Here is a 25,299-nt window from a genome sequence, read left to right on the forward strand (position 1 = left end):
TCAGGCACGAGCGTTCACGTTACCGGCGTGTACAGAGAACCCGGCCACAGTGCCGATGACGACGATCGCCGGCGGCCTGATTTCGGCCTCGCGGACCGCGTCGGCGACGGTGCTCAGCGTGGCCCGAACTTCACGTTGGGTGCGCATGGTGCCCTCCTGAACGACGATGACGGGGGTGTCCGACGGGCGGCCGCCCGCCACGAGTACATCGGCGAACAGCCCGATGCGCTCGACGGCCATCAGCAACACGATTGTGCCCTTGAGCTTGGCCAACGCGTCCCAGTCGACCAGAGAATCGGGGTGATCGGGGGCCACGTGACCGCTCACGACGACGAATTCGTGGGTGACGGCGCGATGCGTCACCGGGATTCCGGCCGAGGACGGAACCGAGATCGCGCTGGTGATGCCCGGTACCACCGTGACCGGAATGCCCTCGGCGGCCAGCGCTTCGAGCTCCTCGTAACCGCGACCGAAGACGTACGGGTCACCGCCCTTGAGCCGAACCACGAACTTGCCGGCCTTGGCACCGTCGATCAGCGCCTGGTTGATGGCTTCCTGCGCCATAGCCCGGCCGTACGGGATCTTCGAGGCGTCGATGACCTCGACGTGTGGTCCGAGTTCGGCGAGCAACTCGGGTGGAGCCAGCCGATCGGCCACCACGACGTCCGCGTATGCCAGCAGTCTGCGGCCCCGGACGGTGATCAGGTCCGGGTCGCCCGGACCGCCGCCCACGAGCGCGACACCGGTCAGCGGCGCGTGCGCCGAGTCGGCCACGACGCCGGACTGCAGCGCTTCGACGACGGCATTGCGCACGGCGGCCGATCGGCGATGTTCGCCGCCTGCCAACACTCCCAGCGTGAGGCCGTCCCATTCGGCCGACGCCGGAGTGACGGCTGTGCCGTCCTTGGCGATGTCGGCACGGACACAGAAAATCTTGGACGCGGTCGCTTCCGCGACAATGGCGATATTGGTCTCGGCCTCGTCGGTGCAGGCGATGGCGTACCAGGCGTCGGCCAGATCGCCGTGGCGGTAATCGCGCAGTTCGAGCGTCACCTGCCCTGCTGTCGCCATTGCCTCCACGGCCGGAGTGGCCTCGCGGGTGACCACGTGGACCACTGCTCCGGACGAGATCAACAGCGGTAGTCGACGCTGTGCGACGGTGCCGCCACCGACCACGACGACGCGCCGCCCTTCGAGATTCAGGCCGACCAGATAGGGAGAGTCAGTCGCGTTCACGAGAGGAAACGCTACCGCGCGCGCTGGACTCGCTTCTCGTCCCATACGGGCTCGGCCGCTTCGTAAACCTGCCCGGTGGCACCGAACACCAGGAATCGATCGAAACTGCGGGCGAACCACCGGTCGTGTGTCACCGCGATCACGGTGCCCTCGAATGCCGCGATGGCGTCTTCGAGCGCATCGGCCGACATCAGGTCGAGGTTGTCGGTCGGCTCGTCGAGCAGCAGCAGCGTGGCACCGGAGAGCTCGAGCAGAAGAATTTGCACACGTGCCTGCTGCCCGCCCGACAGATTGTCGTAGGACTGTTCGGCCGCGCGGGCCAGACCGTATCGGTCCAACGCTCGGCCGGCGGCCTCACGGCCCATGCCGTCCCGGTGCTCGTTGCCCATGTGAAGAATCTCGAGCAGCGTGTTGCCGGCAAGATCCGGACGCGTGTGCGTCTGCGCGAACAGACCGGGCCGTACCCGGGCCCCGAGTACCGCTGTCCCGGTGTGCGGAACGGGCGCGAGTGCGAGTTCCTGGACTGGCTCGTGCTCCTTCTCGGGATCGGTGCCGCCGTTGGCGAGCAGACGCAGGAAGTGCGATTTGCCCGAGCCGTTGGAACCCAATACCGCCACGCGATCGCCGTACCAGATCTCGGTGTCGAACGGTTTCATCAGGCCGGTCAGTTCCAGGGCCGTGCACACGAGCGCACGCTTGGCCGTTCGACCACCGCGCAACCGGACGGTGACGTGCTGCTTGAGCGGTACGGCCTCGGGCGGTCCGGCCTCCTCGAATTTGGCCAGTCGCGTCTGCGATGCGTGGTAGCGGGCGGCGACGCCGTCGTTGAACTTCGCCTTCTCGCGCAGACGCAACACCAGCGCGCGCAGTTTGACCAATTCCTCGTCCCACCGCCTGCGCAGTTCGTCGAGTCGCGCGTTCCGGTCTTCCCGCGCTGCGTGATACGTCGCGAACCCACCGCCGTGCACCCACGCGGTGGCCCCGCTCACCCCCGGCTCCAGGGTCACGATCCGGTTGGCAGCGTTGGCGATGAGCTCCCGGTCGTGGCTGATGAACAGGACGGATTTGTCGGAGTCGCGAATGGTCGCTTCGAGCCAACGTTTGCCGGGCACGTCGAGGTAGTTGTCCGGCTCGTCGAGCAGCAGCAGATCGTCGGTGCCGGCGAACAACGACTCGAGCACGAGCCGCTTCTGCTCACCGCCACTGAGCGTCGAAGCCGCGCGCCACTTCGCCCGATCGAACGGCATACCGAGTGCAGCCGTGGTCACCTTGTCCCAGAACGGTTCCAGGTCGTAGCCGCCCACATCGCCCCAATCGGACAGGGCCTGCGCGTACTTCATCTGGGTCTTCTCGTCGTCGACCTCGATCATCGTGTTCTCGGCGGCGTCGAGCGCAGCAGCTGCGGACCGCACGGCTGGGGACGCGACCGACAGCAACAGATCACGCACGGTCGAGTCGTCTCGCAGTTGCCCGACGAACTGCCGCATCACCCCGAGCGAACCGGAGCTCGACACCGCGCCCTCGTCGGGAGCCTCGTCGCCCGCAACGATGCGCGTCAACGTCGTCTTACCGGTTCCGTTGGGCCCGATCAGTGCGGTCTTGGCACCGTCGCCCACCCGGAAGCCGACGCCGTTGAGCAGCTGCCGTCCGTCGGGCAGGAAGTACACGATGTCGTTGAGTTCGAGATGGGCCACAACGAACCAGCCAACCCCATAAGCCCCTCGATGGCCAATCGTTTTCACCCGAGCATGGCGGGGTGCCTGCTCTAGGCGAGCGCCAGGCTGGACGTTCGTGTCAGGACCTGCTTCCCGGCGTCGTCGACGTGGGCATGGTGGACCTGCAGTCGCGCCGAGTCGCCGTGCAGGGTCAGCAGCATGACCCCGTTGTCGAACCACGGGCCCGCCTCGGCTTGCCACTCGACACCCGACGGGCCCACGTGGGCGGCCCGCGCGAGCTTCGACAGGATCCTCGCCGCCGGGCGTTTGACGGCAAGTTTGTTGACCGCACGGATCGGGAGATTCAGCGGATTGCGGAACGGAGACATCGTCAGCTGATACGTCGCAGGCACGTCGCGCCCGCCGACACCGAAGTCGGCGTTCGCGACGTACGAGCAGTGCACGTCTCCCGAGAGCCACATGATCGACGCGGGCTTGTCGTCACCGCGCGAGAGCTCACGCGTCAGGGCTGCCATGTCGTTGAACGAGTTGGTGAATGCGGCCCAGTGCTCGAGGTCGAGTCCGATCCGCATCTTTTCGGCCACCTTGGCCGACCTCGTCCCCCAACTCCCCTGTGCCACAGCCTCGTTCCACTGTTCGAGATGGTGCAGTGCCGGCAGCATCAGGTACGGCAGTGACGATCCGAACAGCAGGTGTCGGGGCGTCGTCTCGAGTGCGCGCTCGCGGACCCACGCCCATTCCTTCTCGTCGACCATTTCGCGGTTGTCGGGGTCGAGATGTCGTGAGCAGCGTGAGTCGATCATGATCAGACGGGTGTCGCCGAAATCTCGATAGAAGCTCCACCGGCCGGTCTCGGGGGCTCGATCGACACGTAACGCGAAGTCGGCCAACAGTTTCTCGCGATCCGCGTCGGTCTCGGCGGAGCGAACGGCGGCGTACATCTCGTCCCCCGCCAGTTCTTTCGGCGAGAGATTGCCCAGATGTTGATACACCCAGTACGACGAGTACGCCCCGATCACGCGGTCGTTCCACCACGGCCGGGTCTCGATGTCACGACGCCAGGAGGCCGACGAATTCCAGTCGTCGCGCAGATCGTGATCGTCGAGAATCATGCACGACGGGATGCTCGCCAACAGCGTCCGCACCGGCTCGAGTCCCCACGATTCCCGATAGAGCCACGAGTACTCCTCGAAGTCGCAGATCTCGTTCTCCGCGTCGGTGCCGATGGCACTGGTCGGTCCCTCTCCCGACTCCCGCCGCGCCTGCAGTCGTTCGACTATCTCGGGCGACGGGTCGTCGGCGTACACCTGGTCACCCAGAAGCAAGAGGGCCTGGGGCCACTGGCCCGGATCCTGCTCGATGAGGGCAGATCCGAGACCGGCGAGTGCATCGGCACCGATCGTCTTCAGAGACTTCGCGCTGTAATCGTCACCGCGCCGACACGACCCGAACGCGAGCGTGACCGGCCCCGCTGCGTCCACGGTGTGGATGCTGGCTCGCTTGCCGTCCTCCGGCCACACCCTGTGCTCGTCGACGAACACCTCGTAGCTCACCGGCGCGTTGGCGGGCAGGCCCTCGAGTGGAACGAGCGCGAAGTGGTGGCCGTGCACTCCCCACGTTCGTTCCGATGCTCGGACGCCGACTTCGGTGACGACGGTGACGGTGCACGGGTGCGCCATCTCGAACCACAAGGTCGCGGTCTCGGTGCCGACATAACGAACGATCGGGCCGAGTAGAACCAGACTGTCGGAACTCATTCGACCCACAGTGCCCTCGTCGGCTCGCTTTCGCCAGTCAGTGCGGCAGATCCGCCGGTTCTTCGTCCGTCGCGGCCACCGCGACGACCACGGTGGCACCGACTGCCTTCGGAACCAGCAGCCGCCGCGACGAGCCGGCCAACAGAGCCGACGCTTCCGCGACGCTGGCAGTACCGACTGCGTCTCGCACCCGGTCCGACCCGGATTCGGTGACGACTGCGGACAGGTCCGACGCCGAGAACGTCGATCCTCGAACACCCATTCTGGACGCGATCGCTGCCACCAGTTCTGCTTTTCGGTCGATCGATGCGATGCTCACCACCGACCAGTTCTCCTCGATCACCTCGGTGATCGCCTGCAGTACCTCGTCGGGTCCGACCCCTGCTCTGGTGCCGATTCCGATGACGACGCCGCGCCTCACACGCACGCGTAATCGTGTGCGGCAGAGACGAATCGAGTGATCGACTCGGGGTTTCCCGCCGCGTGCGTGTGCAGATACGACGCGTGGACACCACCCTGCACGAAACCCTCGCGGGCGGCGGTTCTGCCGTCGACCCCATGCTTGTGCCAACCCCACGCCGCCGGTGCGCTCTCTCGGACGTCCACCAGTTTCGTTCGGTGGAATTCGTGGCCGGTGACGCGACTACCCGCGTCGAACAGCGTCGACGATTCGAGGGCGACGGCATCGCGGTATCCGAGGGTGAGCGTGTTCCCGAATTCCGCGTCGACGTCGACCACTCCGGCCATGGCGTGGCCGTCCAATCTCCTTGCGAGATAGAGCAACCCGGCGCATTCGGCATGTATCGGCAATCCGCGGGCCGCCGCTGTCCTGATATCGGCGAGGAGCACTTCGTTCGCCGCGAGGGCGGCGGCATGCTCTTCCGGGAAGCCGCCGGGGAGCACCACTCCTGCTGTGCCCGAGGGTAATCCGTCGCGCAGCGGATCGAAGACCGCAACATCTGCGCCGGCGGCCCGAAGCAGTTCGACGTGCTCGGTGTAGCCGAAGGTGAACGCCGGGCCGCCGGCGACAGCGATCACCGGTGCGCCGCCGGACGGTCTGACCTCGAGCGCAGGGTTCCAGGCCGGGACGGGCACCGACGAACGCGCCAGAGCCTCGACCGCCTCGATGTCCACGAACTGTGCGACCAATGCACTCATCGCGTCGACCGCATCGGTAGCGGCACCGCCGTGCTCCACCGCGGTGATCAGCCCCAGATGCCGTGACGGAACGACCAATTCACTCATCCTCGGCAGGGAGCCCAGAACCGGAACACCCACTCGTTCGCAGGCCTGACGGAGCACCCGTTCGTGCCGATCACTGCCGACGCGGTTGAGAATCACACCGCCGATCCGCACACTCGAGTCGTAGGTGGAGAATCCGTGCAGCACGGCGGCGAGGGATTGACTGTGCCCGCGTGCGTCGACCACGAGCACCACCGGCGCGCCGAGCATGGCCGCCACTCGCGCGGTCGAGCCCTCGGCGGACGCCTCCCCCGGACCGGTCATGTCGATCTTGCCGTCGAACAGGCCCATGACGCCTTCGACCACCGCGATGTCGCAGCCGCTGCTGCCGTGCAGAAACAGTGGGCCGATGCGGTCGGCACCGACCATGACCGCGTCGAGATTTCGACCGGGCAGGCCCGCGGCGAGCGAGTGGTAACCGGGATCGATGTAGTCCGGGCCGACCTTGAACGGAGCGACCCGACGGCCGGCACCGCGCAGGGCACCCATCAGTCCGGTGGCGACCGTCGTCTTTCCGCTGCCCGACGCGGGTGCCGCGATCACCACGGCCGGACACGACCGGTTCACCATTCGATGCCCCGCTGCCCTTTGCGACCCGCATCCATCGGGTGCTTGACCTTGGTCATCTCGGTGACGAGGTCGGCGGCCGCGATCAACTCCGGCGGAGCGTCGCGGCCGGTGATGACGACATGTTGGTTGCCCGGCCGATGTGTCAGCACCTCGACCACCTCCGCGACGTCGACCCAGCCCCACTTGAGTGGATAGGTGAATTCGTCCAACACGTAGAAGCGATGGGATTGCTGCTCGATGCGCCGTGCGATCTCACGCCAGCCTTCGGCCGCGGCGTCGGCGTGGTCGACCTCGCTGCCCTTCTTGCGAGTCCACGACCACCCCTCCCCCATCTTGTGCCATTCGACAGCGCCTCCGATTCCGGTGCTCTCGTGCGCGTCGCCCAGAGCACGAAACGCCGCTTCCTCGCCCACCTTCCACTTCGCACTCTTGACGAACTGGAACACGCCGACGTCGAAACCCTGGTTCCAGGCCCGCAACGCCATTCCGAACGCAGCGGTCGATTTCCCTTTACCGGGACCGGTGTGGACGGCGAGCACCGGCAGATTGCGGCGCTGACGAGTCGTGAGGCCGTCCTCCGGAACGGTTCCCGGAGCAGGTACTCCCTGTGGCATCGCGTGTCCCCCTACGCCGCTGCGCGAACGACGGCGGTGACCTGCTCGGCCGACAGGTCCGCGAGCGCCACGTATCCGCCTCCGAGACAGCCGGCGAAGTCCGCGGCCAATCCCAGGCGCACCATGCCCGACTCGCAGTCGACGACGACCGACGCGATCTTGTCCGCCGCGATGCGGCCGGCGGCGATTCGCGCCCGACCGACGGGATCGGTGCCGCCCGTGGCACGCCCATCCGTCAGAGCGACCACCAACGCGCGCCGCAGCGGGTCTCGAACCTTCTCGCGCAGCACCAACTCTCGCGCGGTCAGGAATCCCTGCGCCAACGGAGACTTGCCCCCGGTCTTCATCTTTCGCAGCCGCGTCACAGCGACATCGACCGAGGACGTCGGCGGCAGTACTGTCTCGGCCTCGGTGCCGCGCACGGTGATGACCGCGACCTTGTCGCGCCGTTGATAGGCGTCACGGAGCAGTGAGAGCACCGCACCCGTCACCGCCGACAGTCGGTCTCGCGCAGCCATGGATCCCGACGCGTCGACGACGAAGACGATGAGGTTGCCCTCGCGCCCCTCCTTGACGGCTCCGCGCAGGTCCTCGGGCGCCAGTCGCAGCCGCCCGGACGTGCGCCCACGCACCACCTGCTGCTCGGCTGCCGCGAACAACGTACCGATCAGATGCAGACCCCGGCCCGGTTCGACGGTGGGACGAACCGACCGTCCGTACGAGGACCTCGACCGCGAGCGCCTACCCGGAGCACCTTCACCGACACCCGGGAGTTCGATGAGCCGCGCCTTGAACTGCGCGCCCGGTGTTCCCGCCTGCCGATCGCTGCCGGCACCGGTCGGGGCCTTCTCCTGGCTGTCGGCCGGTTCCTGCGGGGCGTCGGATTCCGTGCTCGACGGCGCTTCGGAGTTCTCCGCCGCGTCGGGCCGGGGCGCTCCGCCGTCACCGTCGGGATCCGGCTCCGGCTCGGGATCGGGTTGCTGCTCGGCCTGTTCGGCGGCGTCGCGCATGGCGTCGTCGAGCTGCTTGTCGTCTATACCGGGCTCGTCGAAGGGGTCGCGTCGACGCCTGTGCGGTAGCGCCAGTTCGGCCGCGACGCGCACGTCCTCCTCGGTCACCTCGCTCGCGCCTCGCCACGCAGCGTGGGCGGAGGCAGTACGCGCGACCACCAGGTCGGCGCGCATACCGTCGACGTCGAACGATGCGCACAGCGCGGCGATTCTCCGAAGTTCCTTGTCGCTCAACACCACATCGTCGAGGATCGTGCGTGCAGCCACGATCTGCGCTGCAACGGCGGCGTCCTCGTCGACGTACGCGGCCGCGAACGCGTGGGGATCACGCTCGTAGTTCATTCGCCTGCGCACGACATTCATGCGCACGTCCACATCACGCGACGCGGTGACCTCGACCGCCAGACCGAATCGGTCCAGCAACTGTGGCCGGAGCTCTCCCTCCTCGGGATTCATTGTGCCTACGAGGACGAATTGTGCTGGGTGAGAATGCGATACGCCGTCTCGCTCGACGTGTACGCGGCCCATCGCCGCCGCGTCGAGCAGAACGTCGACGAGATGGTCATGCAGCAGGTTCACTTCGTCGACGTAGAGAACGCCGCGGTGTGCTGCTGCGAGCAGGCCGGGTTGGAATGCTCGTTCCCCATCGCGCAGTACCTTCTCGAGGTCGATGGACCCCACCACTCGGTCCTCGGTCGCTCCCACCGGAAGCTCGACCAGCTTGGCCGGGCGGGCACCGTCCTCGTCCTCGACGGCAGGCAGCAGCGTTGCGAGCGCGCGAACCACCGTCGATTTCGCAGTCCCCTTCTCTCCGCGCACCAGCACACCGCCGATACCGGGGTGCACCGCGCACAGAATCAACGACAATCGCAGCTGATCCTGACCGACGATCGCACTGAACGGATATCCCGGTTCGGGGACACTGCTCTCTCGTTGCACAACCAATTCCCTTCGTGCTCGGAGTTCCGCGCCGAGCGTTCGGTGGACGACACGAAGCCGGGCGGCGATCTGGCTGACAGGAGAACACTCCTGAACACAGTGGCGGGACCGCGCCTGGTTCTCACAGGACTTCTCCGCACTCGACTTCGAACGGAACACTACCGCCGAACGAACGAATGCCACACACGCCTGGACGTGTGTGGCATTCGTAGCTTCGGATCCGAACGGGCTGTTACGCCTCGCTCCACGCGGTGCCGCCGCCGCGACGCATAGGCGTGTGCGGAATACCGTCCTCGAGTACTTCCTCGCCGTCGGGCAGGAAGCCGTGCTTGGCGTACATGTCGACGAGGTAGCTCTGCGCGTTGATCCGGCACGGTGCCGAACCGACCTCGGCCAGTGCGGCCCGCAGGATTCGCGTGGTGTGTCCCTGTCCCCTGGCCGAGCGCTGGGTGCACAGGCGGCCGATACGGAACGCCTTCTCGCCGTCGTCGTGCTCTTCGAGCAAACGCAGAGTGCACACCACTTCACCGTCTCGTTCGAGCCAGAAGTGCCGCGTCTCGGTCAGCAGGTCACGTCCGTCCAACTCCGGATAGGCGCAGGCCTGCTCGACCACGAACACCTCGACACGCAGCTTCAACAGGTCGTACAACGTGCTGTTGGACAGGTCTAGTGCCCACGATCGTTTGAGAGCTGCTGCTTGCGTATTCATACCTTTTGCTATCACACACCCGTGGGCTCTGCGAGCTCACGCGAACTTTCCAGCTCCAGTGTCCTCGAGGTCCAGGCCCAGACTTCGTCGAACAGCGAGCTGTTCTGAGCCAGTTTGACCCCCAGGGACGGGACCATTTCCTTGAGCTTGGGCTGCCACGCGTCGTACTTGTCTCCGAAGCACCGCTGGAGCACGTCCAGCATGGCCGGTACGGCTGTCGATGCGCCGGGAGAGGCACCGAGCAGGCCTGCGATGCTGCCGTCGGCAGCGTTGACCACAGCGGTACCGAACTCGAGAACGCCGCCGCGTCCCTTCTTGCGGATCACCTGCACACGCTGACCGGCTGTGACCAGCTCCCAGTCCTTGGCAACGACGGTCGGCGCGAACTCCCGCAGAGTCTCGACCCGATCGGACTGCGACTGAGCCAACTCGCTCACCAGGTACTTCACGAGCCCGAGCTCGGTCACGCCGACGCCGAGCATCGACATCAGGTTGCCCGGCTTGACCGAGCCGGGCAGATCGGTGATCTTGCCCTGCTTGAGGAACTTCGGTGACCAGCCCGCGTACGGTCCGAACAACAATCCCTGCTGGCCGTTGATGACACGCGTGTCGAGGTGCGGAACCGACATCGGCGGAGCTCCCACCGAGGCCTTTCCGTACACCTTGGCCGAGTGCTGCTCGATCAGCTCGGGGTTGGTGCACCGCAGCCATTCGCCGCTGACGGGGAATCCGCCGAAGCCCTTGATCTCGGCGATGCCCGACTTCTGCAGCAGGTGCAGCGCGCCGCCGCCCGCCCCGACGAACACGAACTTGGCGTTGACGGTCTTCTTGGCACCGGTGCGCTGGTTCGCCACCTTGACGTCCCACGTGCCGTCGGACTGCTTGGTGATGTTGCGCACATCGTGCCCGAAGTGCACGGTGCCGCCGGCAGCGGACAGGTAGTTCAGCAGCTGCTTGGTGAGCGCACCGAAGTCGACGTCGGTGCCTTCCTGACTCCAGTTGAGCGCAACGGGATCGGAGAAGTCACGGCCGCGAGCCATCAGCGGCAGTCGCGCGGTGAACTCGTCCTTGGAATCGATGTACTCCATGCCGGCGAACAGGGGGTTGCCGACGAGCGCCTCGTAGCGCGCTCGCAGGTACTTCACGTTGTCCTCGCCGTGTACGAAGCTCACGTGCGGAATCGGATTGATGAAGTTCTTGGCGTCGGAGAGGACGCCCGTCTCGATACCGTGGGCCCAGAACTGCCGCGAGACCTGGAACTGCTCGTTGACGTTGAGCGCCTTGGCGATATCGACGCTGCCGTCCTTGTTCTGCGGCGTGTAGTTGAGCTCGCAGAGCGCCGAATGCCCGGTGCCTGCGTTGTTCCACGCGTCGCTGCTCTCGGCTGCTGCAGCGTCGAGACGTTCGTAGACGTCGATCGACCAGTTCGGCTCGAGCTGACGGAGCAGCGCACCGAGGGTGGCGCTCATGATTCCGGCACCGACCAGAACGACGTCGGTCTTGATCCGCTTACCCTGCTCTTCTGTGGACACTGGAGAATCGACTTCCTTGTCTGTAAAGGTCTCGGCCGGTGGCGGTATCGGTCCGAGAACTCTTCTGTAGAGGGTTACTCACCCGATGCGGTCAGGTTACTAGCTGGGCCTACCCCATCGGACACCACGTCAACCTGCTCTCGATTGTGCTCCTCGGACGCTGTCTGCGGCGCCCACTACAGTTGTGATCTGTGACTACCTGGGTTCCCGACGTCCTCGGCGACGGCTACGAACAGACGACCATCCCACTCGGTGACGATCCGGACGGCGAGGGCCAGGTCGAGGCGACTCTGGTGCGGTATCAACCGCCGGGTGTCGCCAACTTCGACCGCGCGGTGATCTATGTCCACGGATTCACCGACTACTTCTTCCAGCGACACATCGCCGAACATTTCGCCGCCAAGGGATACGCGTTCTACGCGCTCGACCTGCGCAAATGTGGACGGTCGCGTCGAGAAGGCCAGACCGCTCACTTCGTGACCGATCTGGCGATGTACGACGCCGAGCTGAACGAGGCGCTGAGCCTGGTGCGCGCCGAGCGCGCGGACGCCCCGGTGCTGCTGATGGCGCACTCCACCGGTGGCCTCGTGTTGCCGCTGTGGCTCAACCGTCTCAACCGTCAGGAAGGCGGCTCGTCCGGGTTGGGCCTGGCCGGCGTCGTCCTCAACAGCCCCTGGTTCGACCTGCAGGGCCCGCCGGCAATACGTAGCGTCGGCACCGCGGCGATCGACGTCATCGGCAGATTTCGGGCCAAGACGCCAGTTCCCGGGGGAGGCTTGGACACCTACGGCCTTTCCCTGGCGGCATCGGAGCAGGGCGAGTGGGATTACGACCTGGACTGGAAACCCCTCGCCGGCTTCCCCATCACCTTCGGCTGGATACGTGCGGTCCGGCACGGGCATGCCGAGCTGCACCGCGGCCTCGATATCGGAATTCCCTCGCTGATCCTTCGCTCGAAAGTGACGCATTTCTCTCGCCGCTACAGCTCGGCCGTCGACGCGGCCGATGCCGTTCTCGACGTCCGGCAGATCGCCCGTTGGGCCGGCTGCCTGGGTGATCGAACCTCGATCGTCCCCATCGAGGGCGCACGCCACGACGTCTTCCTGTCCACAGAGGGCCCACGCGTTCGAGCCTTCGAGGAAATGGACGAATGGCTCGAGTGGTTGCACCGGGGAGAGAAGACCGACCACGCGTCGGGCAAGGACCACACCGAGATCGGACACATTTCATGACTGAACACTTCGACGTCGTCATCATCGGCTCCGGCTCGGGAAATTCGATCGTCGATCAGAGGTTCGACGACAAGAAGGTCGCCCTGATCGAGGAGAACTCGACGTTCGGCGGAACGTGCCTCAATGTCGGCTGCATCCCCACCAAGATGTACGTCTACGCGGCCGAGGTGGCCCGCACCGTACGAGATTCCTCCAAGTACGGCATCGATGCGCACGTCGACACGGTCCGCTGGCCGGACATCGTCGAGCGGGTCTTCGGACGCATCGACCCCATCTCCGAGGGCGGAAAGCGATACCGCGCCGAGGGCAGCCCCAACGTGACGCTGTTCGAGGGGCACGCGAGCTTCGTCGGGCCGCGCACCATCGACACCGGAACCGGCACGACCATCACCGCCGACCAGGTCGTCATCGCGGCCGGCTCACGTCCCACCGTGCCGCAATCGATCGAGGATTCCGGTGTCAGCTACCACACCAACAACGACGTCATGCGCCTACCGGCACTGCCCGAACACCTGGTGATCCTCGGATCCGGTTACATCGCAGCCGAATTCGCGCACGTCTTCTCCGCGCTCGGATCGAAGGTGTCGATCGTCGCCCGTAAGGATTCACTGCTGCGCGCGTTGGATGCCGATATAGCGAAACGATTCACCGAGCTCGCCCGGGCCAAGTGGGACGTTCACCTCGAGTCCGGTGACACGCGAGGGATTTCCGAGGGCGGACTGCACGGCGTCGAACTCTCGGACGGCACCAAGGTCCTCGGAGACGCGTTCCTCGTGGCGGTCGGCCGGCAGCCAAACGGCGACCGACTGAATCTCGGTGCTGCCGGGATCGAGCTGGACGACGAGGGCCGCATCGTGGTCGACGAATTCGGCCGCACCACAGCCGAGGGCGTCTTCGCACTCGGCGATGTGTCCTCGCCGTATCAGCTCAAGCATGTGGCCAATCAGGAAGCTCGCGTCGTCCAGTACAACCTGTTGCAGGACGCCTGGCACGGCGACACGTCAGCGTTGCGTACCTACGATCACCGATTCGTTCCCGCTGCCGTGTTCACCGACCCGCAGATCGCGGAGGTGGGTATGACCGAGGAACAGGCCCGAGACGCAGGGCTCGACATCACGGTGAAGGTCCAGAACTACGGCGACGTCGCCTTCGGCTGGGCGATGGAGGACAGCGAAGGGCTGTGCAAGATCATCGCCGAGAAGGGCACCGGCAAGATACTCGGGGCTCACATCATCGGAGCTCAGGCCCCGACTCTCATCCAGCCGCTCATCCAGGCGATGAGCTTCGGACTGTCCGCCCAAGACATGGCCCGCGGTCAGTACTGGATCCACCCAGGACTGCCCGAGGTGGTCGAGAACGCGCTACTCGGCCTCGAACTGTAGTTCTCGGTCACCAAGGGCTGGTGCGGAGCACTATCTCCGTGGCCAGCGCAGCCGGGGCGTCGGCCGCGACGCGCTCGACACCGTCGAGCGCGACGACCCGAAAGTCCGAGTAGACGAAGCGACCGCTGTTGTCGGCGGACGGACGCATCGCGGAGCTGCCGATGACCAGCGTCGTCGGCAACTCGATTGCGGGGCATTCGGCGTCACGCACGGTTCCCCGATCGTCGGCGATGGCAGGGTGGCAACGATCCACGGCAATGAGGCTGGCAAACCGGCCGAAGGTCTTTGCCGCCAGCCTCCAGGCCGATTCCGCACCGGCACCGCTCCCGACGAGGTGGACCCACGACAGCTTCAGCTCGTCCAGCAAGGCGAGAACAGCGTCGTCCCCCACTCCATCGATGTCCTCCACCGCAACGGTTTTCAGATCCGAGTTGTGCAACCGCTCGCTGACCGAGTCGTAGACATCGACCGAATCGCCGATGTCGGGCAACAGGAGCACGGCGTGCCGACTGTCCGGTCCCGCTACTCGTAAAGACACAGACCCGCCCGCAGCACTCACATGCGTGAACTCCATGGGGACGACGGTACTGCCTCTTGCCAGAACCACGCATCGGTTCTATGGTTAGTTACATGAGTAATGAACCAGTGAGGTGCCCAACCTCGACGCACCGGCGGCGGTTCTGATGGATGAGGGCAGACCGATCTTCTTGCAGATCGCCGAGCTCGTCGAGAACTCGATCATCGACGGCTCCCTGGCCGAGGAGGAACAGGTTCCCTCCACCAACGAGCTCGCCGCGTTCCACCGCATCAATCCAGCCACAGCGGGCAAAGGGCTAGCCAAGCTCGTCGCCGACGGCGTCGTCTACAAGAAGCGAGGGATCGGAATGTTCGTCACTACAGGCGCACGGGACGCACTCCGGTTCCGTCGACGCGATCTGTTCGCCCGTCAGTACATCGACCCGCTGGTCACCGAGGCACGCAAGCTCGGAATGACCGTGGACGAACTCAAGACCATGCTCGACAACTGGGAGGCAGCGCGATGAGCATTCACGATATCGGTACGCCCGACGAACTCCGCCGCGTCGTTGCGTCGGCCACACACCTGACCAAGAAGTTCGGCTCGTTCACCGCCGTCGACGACGTGAGCTTCGAGATCGAACGCAACAAGATCTACGGCTTCCTCGGCCGTAACGGAGCAGGCAAGACCACCGTCATGCAGATGATGACCGCCCAGATGCGCGAAAGTGATGGTGAGATCTCGGTATTCGGCGAACGCCCGTGGGAGAACCCACGCGCTCTGAGTCACGTGTGCTTCGTCAAGGAAAGCCAGAAGTATCCCGACGATCTGAAGGTCAAGAACGCCATTGCGCAGGCCTCCCACATTCTTCCGCACTGGGACAACGACTTCGCCGCCGAATTGCTGCGCGATTTCGACCTCCCGTTGGGTCGCAAGATCAAGAAGCTCTCTCGCGGAATGACGTCGGCACTTGGAATCGTCATCGGTCTCGCGTCCCGAGCGCCACTCACCTTCTTCGACGAGCCCTACCTGGGGCTGGACGCAGTCTCACGACACATGTTTTACGACCGGCTGCTGGCCGACTACGCGGAGAACCCCCGAACGGTCGTTCTGTCGACACACCTCATAGACGAGGTCAGCAATCTGATCGAGCACGTGATTCTCATCGACAAGGGAAGAATTCTGCTCGACGCCGAGTCGGACGATCTGCGCGAGAGAGCATTCGAGATCACCGGTCCGACCGAGGCCGTCGACCGGTTCGCTGCAGAGCATCGAATCTTGCACAGAACTGCCCTCGGCTCGACAGCCCGAGCGACGATCGACGGGCGAGTGAACGATCACCAGCAATCCCTCGGCGTGGCGTCCGGCCTCAGCATCGAACCGATTCCGTTGCAGCAATTGATCATCGATCGAACCACTGCCCATTCCGGCTCTATCCACGAGTCGACCACCGCCGAGGAGGCCTTGTCATGAAGCGCATATTGAACGTAGCTCGGGTCCACAACACCTCGTGGGCAACCACATTCGCGTGGCCCCTGGGAATTCTCGTCGCAGTGTTCGTGATCACCTACGGCATCTTCTCGGTAGTTCCGGAAAGCGATTCGGATTTCAGCTTCAGCGGCGGCGTGTTCTCGGTCTATGGGTTCGCTATTGCCTTCTACGTCACGGCTATCACCCAGTGCTTCCCGTACGCCCTGAGCCTGAGCATCACACGTCGCGAATTCCTCACTGCGACAGCACTGGTGGGGGTAGCACAATCGGTCGCCCTCGGCACGATCGTCTACCTGTTGTCGGTCGTCGAAGCCGCGACCGGCGGCTTCGGGCTGAAGATCCGCATGTTCGGTCTGGCCCGCTACGCCACCGACAACCCGCTCCTGCAGTGGCTGACTCTGGTGATCGGGCTACTGCTGATCGGGTCCATCGGGGCGTTCGTCGGAGTCGTCTACCGGCGCTTCCGCACGAACGGTCTGTTCACGCTCGGACTCGCCGGCCTCGTCGTCTTCGGAGGCGGCGCGATCGTGATCACGTGGCAGAACTGGTGGCCCGACGTCGGGACTTTCTTCACCGACACCCCACGCGTGCTTCTGCTGGTGGTCGTTCCGCTCGTGATCACCGGGATCTTCTCGACCGTCAGTTGGATGGGCTTGCTCAAAGCATCTGCGTAACGATCTTTTTCGTCGAGCCGTCGACGCCGTTCTCTATCAGATCGAGAACGGCGTCGATATCGATGTTGCTTTCCACCAGATCCGCCAGCAGATCCAACTGCTGTTCTCGAAGGGCCGCAACCGACGTGTCGGACGCAACCTCGAATCCTGCGCGACCCGCCTTCTCTGCCACCCAGGCGAGAAAGGATCGACGGAAATCATCGGATTCGAGGAGTCCGTGCCAGTGAGTTCCCACGACAGCGCCACGCACACTGCCCTCGCCGACGCCCCCCGCGGTCGTCAGCAGCGCATCGTCGTCGTTCCGGACCACTCGTCCATGGTGAATTTCGTACCCCCGCACGGGATCCGAGCCGAATACGACGGAACGACCACTCACCTGCACGAGTACCTTCTCGGCCGCGAATTCGATGTCGAGATCGAGCAATCCCAGTCCCTCGACCGTTCCGACGCCCGACTCCACGGAATCAGAGATGGTTCGGCCCAACATCTGGTAACCGCCGCAGATGCCGAGAACCGGCCTCCCCGCAGCGGCGCGCTCGGAAAGGGCACGAGCAAGACCGGTGCGCCGCAACCATTCCAGATCCGACACCGTGGACTTGCTGCCGGGGACGACCACCAAATCCGCATCCTCGAGCCGAGAAGGCTCGGTGACCCAGTGCACCGACACTCCGGGCTCGCACGCCAGCGCCTCGACATCGGTCGTGTTGGAGATCCTCGGCAATCGCACCGCCGCCACTCGCAGCCACTGCGAGCCGAGCGGAGGACGGGGCCTGCCCACGGGCGCATCGGGAACGGTGCCGAGCGAATCCTCCGCGTCCATCCACAACCCGTCGGCGAACGGAACGACTCCGTACGTCGGCCGTCCCGTCAACGCCCGCAACTGGTCGAGCCCCGGTGCCAACAGAGCCGGATCACCACGAAACTTGTTGATCACGAACCCTGCCACGAGAGCCTGATCCTCGGGTGACAACACCGCCACCGTCCCGAACAGGTGTGCCAGCACTCCCCCGCGGTCGATGTCGCCCACCACGATCACCGGCAGCGACGCCGCCCTCGCCAATCCCATGTTGGCCAGATCGGTGGCGCGTAGATTGATCTCGGCCGGTGAACCGGCACCCTCGCAGATCACCACGTCGAATTCGGCACGTAGCGAGAACAACTCGTCGGCGACCACATGCCGGAGCGCCTGCCGATGTTCGATGTAGTTGCTCGCACTCACCTGGGCCACCGCACGCCCGCGCACCACCAACTGCGACGTCCGATCACTGCCGGGCTTGAGCAACACCGGATTGAACCGCACGCTGGGCTCGAGGCCACAGGCAGCCGCCTGCATCGCCTGAGCCCGGCCGATCTCGCCGCCGTCCAACGTGACGACCGAGTTGTTCGACATGTTCTGCGCCTTGAACGGGGCCACCCGAACACCCCGCCGCGCCAACATCCGACACAGGCCGGCGACCAACACACTCTTGCCTGCATCGGAGGTAGTGCCGGCGACCAACAGAGCGCCTTTCACGGCAGGATCAAATTTCTATTCACTCCGCAGGCTCCGCTCACGGCAGTGTCAGGATCTCGCAACCCGTCTCGGTCACCACGAGCGTGTGCTCGAACTGCGCGGTCCACTTCTTGTCGTGCGTGACCACCGTCCAGCCGTCGTCCCACATCTCGGCGTTGATCGTGCCCAGGTTGATCATCGGTTCGATGGTGAACGTCATGCCCGGCTCGATGATGGTCTCCACCGACGGCTGGTCGTAGTGCAGCACGACGAGGCCGTTGTGGAACGTCGTACCGATGCCGTGGCCGGTGAAGTCCTCCACCACGCCGTAGCCGAAACGGTGCGCATAGGACTCGATCACTCGCCCGACCACGTTCAGGGCGCGCCCCGGCTTGACCGCCTTGATGGCCCGCATCGTCGCTTCGTGGGTCCGCTCGACGAGCAGGCGCGCCTCCTCGGACACGTCACCCGCCAGGAACGTCGCGTTGGTGTCGCCGTGCACACCGTCGATGTACGCGGTGACGTCGATGTTGACGATGTCCCCGTCCTCGATCACCGTCGAATCGGGGATGCCGTGGCAGATGACCTCGTTCAGCGAGGTGCAGCACGATTTCGGAAAACCCTTGTAGCCCAACGTGGACGGGTATGCGCCGTGGTCGACCATGTACTCGTGTGCAATACGGTCGAGCTCATCGGTGGTCACTCCCGGTGCCACGGCCCGGCCCGCTTCCTGCAGAGCGCGAGCCGCGATCTTCGACGCCACGCGCATCTTCTCGATGACCTCGGGGGTCTGCACCCACGGCTCGCTGCCTTCGTTCACGGTCGACTTCCACGCGTATTCGGGTCGCTCGATCGACTTCGGCACGGAGAGGACGGGCGAGACGACGCCTGGCACGAGTGGCTGACGGGGCTTGCTCTCGGCAGTGACAGACATGCCGTCCAGAGTAGTCGCCGCAACCGTGTCCAGAAGAACCAGCGCTGCTGGTCGAGGCCACCGAATCCGCAACCGCGCGACGGGATATGATCTGGGTCACGTTCGCCGTCGACGTACCCGAACCGAGGAAGGAAGCGTCGTGGTCCATTCCAGTCTGTTGCGCCCCCGGGACGGCGATGCCCTTCGCGCCGAACTACGCCAGGTCGCCGCGACGTCCGCCGTGCCCGTCGTGTTCGGCGGGGAAGTGTCCTCGGAAACGCTGCACCTGAGCGAATTTCACGGCACCCGCACGCGTGGGCTGGACGGGCTCGCCATCCCGCCCAGGTCCGGTCTCGGTGGCCGGGTCATGGACCAACGTCGGCCCGCGGCCGTCAGTGATTACGGCGCGTCGATGTCGATCACCCACCACTTCGACCGGCCGGTCCTCGGCGAGGGCCTCAAGTCGATCCTGGCGGTGCCGGTTGTCGTCGCCGGAGCAGCCCGCATGGTGATGTACGCAGCGGTGCGAGAACGCGGCCCCCTCGGTGATCGAGTCGGCGACATCATGACCGCCGCAGCCCGGCGCCTCGGTCAGGAGATCGCCATCCGCGACGAGGTCGACCGCAGGGTGCGCCTCATGGAAAGTGCGCGGGCCACGTCGGACGGGCACCTCTCGCGGACGGCCGAGTTGCGCGGTGTGCACGACGAGCTCGCCGAGCTCGCTCGGTCGATCGGAGACGCGGCGGTCAAACACAGACTGGACGCGGTCACCGCGCGACTGGCAGCAACGCTCGGTCGGACGGCGAACCAGGACAGCGACTCCGGCGACTCGCAGGCATTGACGCCACGCGAGATCGACGTCATCTCGCAGGTCGCGCTCGGTTGCACCAACGTCGAAGTCGCGGCACGGCTGTCGATCGGTGCCGAGACGGTCAAGTCCTATCTCCGCAGCGTGATGCGAAAAACCGACTCGCACACTCGATACGAAGCGGTTCTCGCGTGTCGTCGACTCGGGCTGCTGTCGGGCTGAACCCGGCCCACCGGCGCAGCGCTCAGTACCCCGGCGGAAGCTGCTCGAACATCTCCCGGGTGACGGCGACCGCATTGTCCGAGCTGCCGCCGCGTACCACCAAGGTCGCGAAGGCGATGTCGCCTCGGTAACCGACGAACCACGAGTGCGATCCGCCCTCGACCTCTGCTTCTCCGGTCTTGCCGTACACCTCGCCCTGGTCGGCGATCCGCTCTGCGGTGCCGCTGGTGACCACCGAGCGCATCATGCCGCGTAACCCGTCGACCATGGCAGGTTCTATCGGTGGATGATCGCCGGTGATGGCGGTTTCCCGTCCGACCAGAAGATTCGGAACCGGTGTGGAGCCGTGGGCAACCGTCGCGGCGGCCAGTGCCATCCCGAAGGTCGAGACGACCACCTTGCCCTGGCCGAATCCGTCCTCGGTGCGCTGGACGAGTTCGTCCGCGGGCGGGACCGAACCCGAGTCGGTCGGCAACCCCACGACGTCGTAGTCCGGACCGACGCCGAACTGGGACGCGGCCACGGTCAACGCGTCGGGCGACATCTCGCTCGCCAGCTTCGCGAAGGAGGTGTTGCACGATCGGGTGAACGCGGTGCTCATGGTCACGTCACCGAGAGCGAACTCGTTGTAGTTGGGGACGCTTCGTTCGCCGATCTCGATACGACCGGGGCACGGAACGGTGCTCCCCGGGGTCGCGAGTCCGCTGGAGATCGCCGCCCCGGCGGTGATGATCTTGAACGTCGAACCCGGTGGGTAGAGGCCAGCCGACGCGACCGGTCCGTCCCGATCGGCGGCCGGATTCTGCGCCACAGCGAGGATGGCCCCGGTGGACGGCTGAATGACCACCGTCATGGCCTGCTCGGCCCTGGCGTTCACTGCTCGTTGGGCCGCGACCTGAATATTCCGATCGAGGCTGATCGAGAAGGACGGTGCCGGCTCGGGCGGGGTGTCGGTGAGGACGTCGATGTCGACGCCGTTGCGGTTGCTGGTCACCACGCTCCAGCCGGCCTTGCCGTCGACGTCGTCGATGACGGCCTTCTTCACCTGGCCCACCAGGTCCGGCGCGAAGGTGGGGTCGGTGGACACGAGATCCGATTCGTCGGACGCCGTGACACCGGGGATCTCGGTCAGCGCCGCCGAGATGGGTTCGAAGTCGCTGTCTCGCAGCAGCGCCACCGGGTAGTCGCCATCGACCGAAGTCGCCGACTCCACGATCGACTGGGCCGTGATCGACGCATCGAACGGTGTCAGCAGTGTCGACAACGCCGTCGCCGAGGCCACGACGTTGTTCGCGGCCGACGCGTCGAACTTGATTCGATGTACGACCCCGGGCACCAGGACGTCGGTGCCGGAGCGCTCGTTGACCCGAGCGCGTGGTGCAGCCGTCGAGCGCAAGGCCATGGTCTGCGTGTCACCGAGCTTCGGGTGGATATCCGAGGCGGTCCACCGCACCACCCACTCTCCCGCACTCCGACCCATGTTCAGTTGGCCGTCGTACGTCCACACCCGATCCTTGGGCAGCTGCCAACGGTAGGTGTAGCCGACCGTGGCGGTGTCGCCGTCGACTCGAACCGACGTCGTCTCGGCGTCGAGGGCCTCCGCTTGCAGATTGGTCCACGCCTCGCGCAGCGCAGTGGCCGCGGCGTCCGGCTTGTCGGTATCGGCGGCGGCCGTGGGGATGTCGTTGGCCTCGAAGGCCGCGAGGAATGCCTGAGCTGCGGGCTCCGGACCGTCGGGCTTGGGTGTACACCCAGTGAGGCAGGCACCGACGACGGCACCGATCACGGTCACCACGCCCAGCCGTCCGCGCATCCAGGTCGCATCACGTGATCTCATTGCGCCCCATCGTAATACGGCCGGTGCGTCGACCACGGCAACGAATCGCGTTTCGGGACAGGCCGATCGAGCGACCGTTCTCAGTCCAGCAGCACCGTGGTGAACGTCGCCACTTGCGTCAGACCGATTTTCGCGTAGGCCCGGCGCGCGACGTAGTTGAAGCTGTTGACGTACAGGCTCGCAGTACGCCCCTGGCGGACGACCGAGTTCACCACGGTCGCCGTTCCGGATGCACCCAGGCCGTGCCCGCGTCGGTCCGGGTGCACCCATACCCCCTGGATTTGCCCGACCGTCCCGGACTGCGAGCCGATCTCGGCCTTGAACACCACGCGGCCGTCCTCGAATCTGGCCCAGGCACGTTGCGCTGCAATGAGACTGGCGATCCGACGCCGGTATCCCCTACCGCCGTCGTTCAGTCGCGGGTCGACGCCGACCTCTTCGATGAACATGGCAACGGCCGCGGTCAGATACACGTCCAGCTCGTCGGGTCGAACGAGCCGAACGAGAGGATCAGGCGAGATGGACGACGGTACCGACGTGGCCAACAACGGTTGCTCACCGCGCACTTCTCGCGCCGGACCCCAATCCGTCTCGAGCATTTCCCACAACGGAAGCGTCAACTCCGCTCTGCCGACCAACGACGAGCACAGACGCGGCCCACGGCACGCGCGGTCCGCGAAGGAACGAAGATCGTCGCTGGAACCGAGCAACGGAACCAGATTCGCACCGTAGAAGCACAGCGACTCGTCCGGACCGCCTCTGCTCCACATCTCGCCGTGGAACGACCTCGGATCGAGGCCCGATTCCTGCACGCGCGCGGCAACCATGCAGGTTGCAACGGGGTCGGCGTCGAGCACCCGGAGCACGTGCGCGACGTCCCGATTACCGAGAGGCTTCGCACCGAGGAGCTTGAGCACCTACCGACCTCCTGACCCACCTACCGCGTACGCACCGATTCTGAAGCGAATCATTCCAGACAATGTGTTCCCCCGGTGGCAGAGCGGCAAACCGGACGCCGAACAGGTGTACCCGCTCAGCTGACGGTGACCACCGGCGCGCCACCGCTGGCGATCTCGTCCTTCTCGAACTCCTCGGCGATGCGCATCGCTTCCTCGATCAACGTCTCCACGATCTGCGCTTCGGGGACCGTTTTGATGACCTTGCCCTTGACGAAGATCTGGCCCTTGCCGTTGCCCGACGCGACACCGAGGTCGGCGTCGCGGGCCTCGCCCGGCCCGTTCACGACGCAGCCCATGACCGCGACGCGTAGCGGGATCTCCATGCCTTCGAGTCCCGCAGTCACCTCGTCGGCGAGGGTGTAGACGTCGACCTGTGCCCGCCCACACGAGGGGCAGGACACGATCTCTAGTTTGCGCGGGCGCAGATTGAACGATTGCAGGATCTGGTTTCCCACCTTGATCTCCTCCGCCGGCGGTGCCGACAGGGAAACTCGGATGGTGTCGCCGATGCCCTTGGACAGCAAGGCCCCGAAGGCCACAGCGGACTTGATGGTCCCCTGGAAAGCCGGTCCCGCTTCGGTGACACCGAGGTGCAGTGGGTAGTCGCACTGTGCCGCCAACTGCTCGTACGCAGCGACCATGATGACGGGGTCGTTGTGCTTGACGGAGATCTTGATGTTGCCGAAACCGTGCTCCTCGAACAGGCCTGCTTCCCACAGCGCGGATTCGACGAGCGCCTCGGGTGTCGCCTTGCCGTACTTCTTCATCAGCCTCGGGTCGAGAGAGCCGGCGTTCACACCGATGCGGATCGGAATGTTCGCGTCACCGGCCGCCTTGGCGACCTCCTTGACACGGCCGTCGAACTCCTTGATGTTGCCCGGGTTGACGCGCACCGCTGCACATCCGGCGTCGATGGCCGCGAAGATGTACTTCGGTTGGAAGTGGATGTCGGCGATCACCGGAATCTGGCTCTTCTTGGCGATGATCGACAGCGCGTCGGCGTCGTCCTGTGTGGGGCACGCAACACGAACGATGTCGCAACCCGACGCCGTCAGCTCTGCAATCTGCTGCAGGGTGGCGTTGATGTCGTGGGTCTTGGTGGTGCACATCGATTGCACCGAGATGGGGCTTTCGCTTCCGACACCCACCGACCCGACCTGGAGCTGCCTGGTCTTTCGACGTGGCGCGAGTACGGGCACCGGCGGTGCGGGCATTCCCAATCCGACTGACACGGACACAGTGGCCTTCTTTCCTAGCTACGACTGTCGAGTCTACTTAGAACAATTGAATCGGGTTGACGATGTCCGCCGTGAGCGTCAACAAGGAGAACCCGATGAAAACGATGATGACCACGTAGGTGACGGGCATCAGTTTCATGTAGTCCACCGGCGCACCGTCGGGCAGGCCGCGACGATTGCGGAAAATGTTGCGTATGCGCTCGTAGATGGTCACGGCGATATGGCCACCATCGAGTGGCAACAGCGGCACGATGTTGAACACACCGAGGAAGAAGTTGAGCGACGCCAGCAGCCCGACGAACGTCTGCCAGTTGTCGTTTTCCACGGCCTGGCCACCGATGACACTGGCTCCGACGACACTCATCGGCGTGTCGAGCCCTCGTTCACCGCCGAAGATCGAATCCCACAGTGCCTCCACCTTGCTCGGCAACTGCACCAACGCTTTCCCGGTCTGCACGAAGATGTCCCCGGTGAAAACAAAGGTCTCGGGCACCGCTTCGATCGGGTTGTATCGAATGTTCGGCGGTGGACCGCCGGTGACGCCGATCGCTCCCACGGTTGTCGAGTTCTTCGCTTTGGTCTCAGGATCGACGACGTAGCGCTGAACCTGAAGGATCGGAACGCTCAGAGTCTGCGAAGCACCGTCGCGATCGACTGTCAGATCGGCCGACCCGGTCGAGTCCCGAATGGCGAGAACGACGTCGGACCAGGTCTCTGTCGGCTGACCGTTCACCGCAGTGATGATGTCGCCCGTGCGCAGTCCGGCTTCAGCAGCCGGACCGTCTCCCGAACACGGCGCAAGTTCACCGTCCTCGGTCTGGGACGTGCTGACACAACCGATGCCCTGGACCGTCGTTGTCGGCGTCACCCGATCCGGCGTGCCCCAGCCGAGCACCAACACGTAGACCAGCACGATTCCCAGCACGAAGTTCATGGCGATGCCGCCGACCATGACGACGATGCGCTTCCACGTCTTCTGGCGGTACATTGCGCGCTCGACCTCGTCGGGCGCGAGCTCGTCGATGGCGGTCATACCGGCGATGTCGCAGAACCCGCCTGCCGGAATGGCTTTGAGGCCGTATTCGGTCTCGCCGCGTCGGAAGGAGAAGATCTTCGGGCCGAAACCGATGTAGTAGCGGCGAACCTTCATGCCGAGCGCTTTCGCGGTCCACATGTGTCCCGCTTCGTGCAGCGCGATCGACACCCCGATTCCGACGGCGAACAGCACGACACCCAGAGCGAACACCAT

Annotated in this window: 22 protein-coding genes; 6 read left to right on the forward strand and 16 right to left on the reverse strand. The window is 65.2% G+C overall.

The window, feature by feature from the left end; genetic code table 11:
* From cobA to mqo, 9 genes are all read right to left on the reverse strand, one after another.
* Positions 1–1,236 (reverse strand): uroporphyrinogen-III C-methyltransferase, encoded by a 1,236-nt coding sequence (cobA, locus tag ASH04_RS16760; RefSeq protein ID WP_027496733.1) that lies wholly within the window; start codon positions 1,234–1,236, stop codon positions 1–3.
* 11 nt (positions 1,237–1,247) lie between these two features.
* Complete coding sequence (locus tag ASH04_RS16765; protein ID WP_032366426.1) at positions 1,248–2,930, reverse strand: ATP-binding cassette domain-containing protein; 1,683 nt, start codon at positions 2,928–2,930, stop codon at positions 1,248–1,250.
* A gap of 71 nt (positions 2,931–3,001) precedes the next feature.
* On the reverse strand, positions 3,002–4,669 hold the full coding sequence (locus ASH04_RS16770) for a DUF7800 domain-containing protein (protein ID WP_057474089.1): 1,668 nt from the start codon (positions 4,667–4,669) through the stop codon (positions 3,002–3,004).
* 37 nt (positions 4,670–4,706) lie between these two features.
* A complete protein-coding gene (locus ASH04_RS16775) occupies positions 4,707–5,096 on the reverse strand; it encodes a cobalamin biosynthesis protein (RefSeq protein WP_052073793.1) in 390 nt (129 codons plus the stop codon).
* Positions 5,087–6,481: a cobyrinate a,c-diamide synthase gene (locus tag ASH04_RS16780; RefSeq protein ID WP_057474091.1), complete on the reverse strand. Its 1,395-nt coding sequence runs from the start codon at positions 6,479–6,481 to the stop codon at positions 5,087–5,089. Before ASH04_RS16780 ends, ASH04_RS16775 begins: the two co-directional genes overlap by 10 nt.
* Positions 6,475–7,095: a cob(I)yrinic acid a,c-diamide adenosyltransferase gene (cobO, locus tag ASH04_RS16785; RefSeq protein WP_027496729.1), complete on the reverse strand. Its 621-nt coding sequence runs from the start codon at positions 7,093–7,095 to the stop codon at positions 6,475–6,477. The genes ASH04_RS16780 and cobO overlap by 7 nt, the downstream gene beginning before the upstream one ends.
* 11 nt (positions 7,096–7,106) lie before the next feature.
* Positions 7,107–9,044 carry a magnesium chelatase subunit D family protein gene (locus ASH04_RS16790; protein ID WP_057474172.1) on the reverse strand — a complete coding sequence of 646 codons (1,938 nt, stop codon included), beginning with the start codon at positions 9,042–9,044 and terminating at the stop codon, positions 7,107–7,109.
* A gap of 232 nt (positions 9,045–9,276) precedes the next feature.
* The gene (locus ASH04_RS16795; RefSeq protein WP_027496727.1) at positions 9,277–9,753 is read right to left on the reverse strand and encodes a GNAT family N-acetyltransferase; all 477 of its coding nucleotides are present in this window, start codon (positions 9,751–9,753) and stop codon (positions 9,277–9,279) included.
* A gap of 11 nt (positions 9,754–9,764) precedes the next feature.
* The gene (gene mqo / locus ASH04_RS16800) at positions 9,765–11,222 is read right to left on the reverse strand and encodes a malate dehydrogenase (quinone) (protein ID WP_442971201.1); all 1,458 of its coding nucleotides are present in this window, start codon (positions 11,220–11,222) and stop codon (positions 9,765–9,767) included.
* Positions 11,223–11,476: 254 nt separating this feature from the next.
* Between mqo and ASH04_RS16805 the strand changes: the two genes are divergently transcribed.
* Together ASH04_RS16805 and mtr are read left to right on the forward strand one after the other, a co-directional pair.
* Positions 11,477–12,517 carry an alpha/beta hydrolase gene (locus ASH04_RS16805; protein WP_057474093.1) on the forward strand — a complete coding sequence of 347 codons (1,041 nt, stop codon included), beginning with the start codon at positions 11,477–11,479 and terminating at the stop codon, positions 12,515–12,517.
* Positions 12,514–13,899 (forward strand): mycothione reductase, encoded by a 1,386-nt coding sequence (gene mtr, locus ASH04_RS16810; protein ID WP_057474094.1) that lies wholly within the window; start codon positions 12,514–12,516, stop codon positions 13,897–13,899. The genes ASH04_RS16805 and mtr overlap by 4 nt, the downstream gene beginning before the upstream one ends.
* A gap of 7 nt (positions 13,900–13,906) precedes the next feature.
* Here mtr and ASH04_RS16815 read toward each other — a convergent pair whose 3' ends face one another.
* A complete protein-coding gene (locus tag ASH04_RS16815; RefSeq protein WP_057474095.1) occupies positions 13,907–14,473 on the reverse strand; it encodes an alpha/beta fold hydrolase in 567 nt (188 codons plus the stop codon).
* Between the two features lie 106 nt (positions 14,474–14,579).
* On the opposite strand from ASH04_RS16815, the gene ASH04_RS16820 reads away from it, so the two are divergent.
* From ASH04_RS16820 to ASH04_RS16830, 3 genes are read left to right on the forward strand one after another with little or no spacing between them, the layout of a single operon-like run.
* Complete coding sequence (locus ASH04_RS16820; protein ID WP_027496722.1) at positions 14,580–14,942, forward strand: GntR family transcriptional regulator; 363 nt, start codon at positions 14,580–14,582, stop codon at positions 14,940–14,942.
* Positions 14,939–15,889, forward strand: a complete 951-nt coding sequence (locus ASH04_RS16825; protein WP_057474096.1) for an ABC transporter ATP-binding protein — start codon at positions 14,939–14,941, stop codon at positions 15,887–15,889. Before ASH04_RS16820 ends, ASH04_RS16825 begins: the two co-directional genes overlap by 4 nt.
* Positions 15,886–16,581, forward strand: a complete 696-nt coding sequence (locus ASH04_RS16830) for a hypothetical protein (protein WP_027496720.1) — start codon at positions 15,886–15,888, stop codon at positions 16,579–16,581. Before ASH04_RS16825 ends, ASH04_RS16830 begins: the two co-directional genes overlap by 4 nt.
* Here ASH04_RS16830 and ASH04_RS16835 read toward each other — a convergent pair.
* Together ASH04_RS16835 and map are read right to left on the reverse strand one after the other, a co-directional pair.
* Complete coding sequence (locus tag ASH04_RS16835) at positions 16,565–18,094, reverse strand: cobyric acid synthase (protein ID WP_057474097.1); 1,530 nt, start codon at positions 18,092–18,094, stop codon at positions 16,565–16,567. The genes ASH04_RS16830 and ASH04_RS16835 overlap by 17 nt on opposite strands.
* 37 nt (positions 18,095–18,131) lie before the next feature.
* Positions 18,132–19,007 (reverse strand): type I methionyl aminopeptidase, encoded by an 876-nt coding sequence (gene map, locus ASH04_RS16840; RefSeq protein ID WP_045841850.1) that lies wholly within the window; start codon positions 19,005–19,007, stop codon positions 18,132–18,134.
* A gap of 139 nt (positions 19,008–19,146) precedes the next feature.
* Between map and ASH04_RS16845 the strand changes: the two genes are divergently transcribed.
* Complete coding sequence (locus ASH04_RS16845; protein WP_032370795.1) at positions 19,147–20,016, forward strand: helix-turn-helix transcriptional regulator; 870 nt, start codon at positions 19,147–19,149, stop codon at positions 20,014–20,016.
* 22 nt (positions 20,017–20,038) lie between these two features.
* Here ASH04_RS16845 and ASH04_RS16850 read toward each other — a convergent pair whose 3' ends face one another.
* The 4 genes from ASH04_RS16850 to ASH04_RS16865 form a co-directional block, all read right to left on the reverse strand.
* On the reverse strand, positions 20,039–21,829 hold the full coding sequence (locus tag ASH04_RS16850) for a penicillin-binding transpeptidase domain-containing protein (RefSeq protein WP_094643009.1): 1,791 nt from the start codon (positions 21,827–21,829) through the stop codon (positions 20,039–20,041).
* Between the two features lie 104 nt (positions 21,830–21,933).
* The gene (locus ASH04_RS16855; RefSeq protein ID WP_032366413.1) at positions 21,934–22,770 is read right to left on the reverse strand and encodes a GNAT family N-acetyltransferase; all 837 of its coding nucleotides are present in this window, start codon (positions 22,768–22,770) and stop codon (positions 21,934–21,936) included.
* A 116-nt stretch (positions 22,771–22,886) separates the two neighbouring features.
* The gene (gene ispG / locus ASH04_RS16860) at positions 22,887–24,026 is read right to left on the reverse strand and encodes a flavodoxin-dependent (E)-4-hydroxy-3-methylbut-2-enyl-diphosphate synthase (RefSeq protein WP_032370959.1); all 1,140 of its coding nucleotides are present in this window, start codon (positions 24,024–24,026) and stop codon (positions 22,887–22,889) included.
* 61 nt (positions 24,027–24,087) lie between these two features.
* A complete protein-coding gene (locus ASH04_RS16865) occupies positions 24,088–25,299 on the reverse strand; it encodes a M50 family metallopeptidase (RefSeq protein ID WP_032370793.1) in 1,212 nt (403 codons plus the stop codon).

This window comes from Rhodococcus sp. Leaf233 (genome assembly GCF_001426165.1).
GTDB classification, from domain to species: Bacteria; Actinomycetota; Actinomycetes; order Mycobacteriales; family Mycobacteriaceae; genus Rhodococcoides; species Rhodococcoides fascians.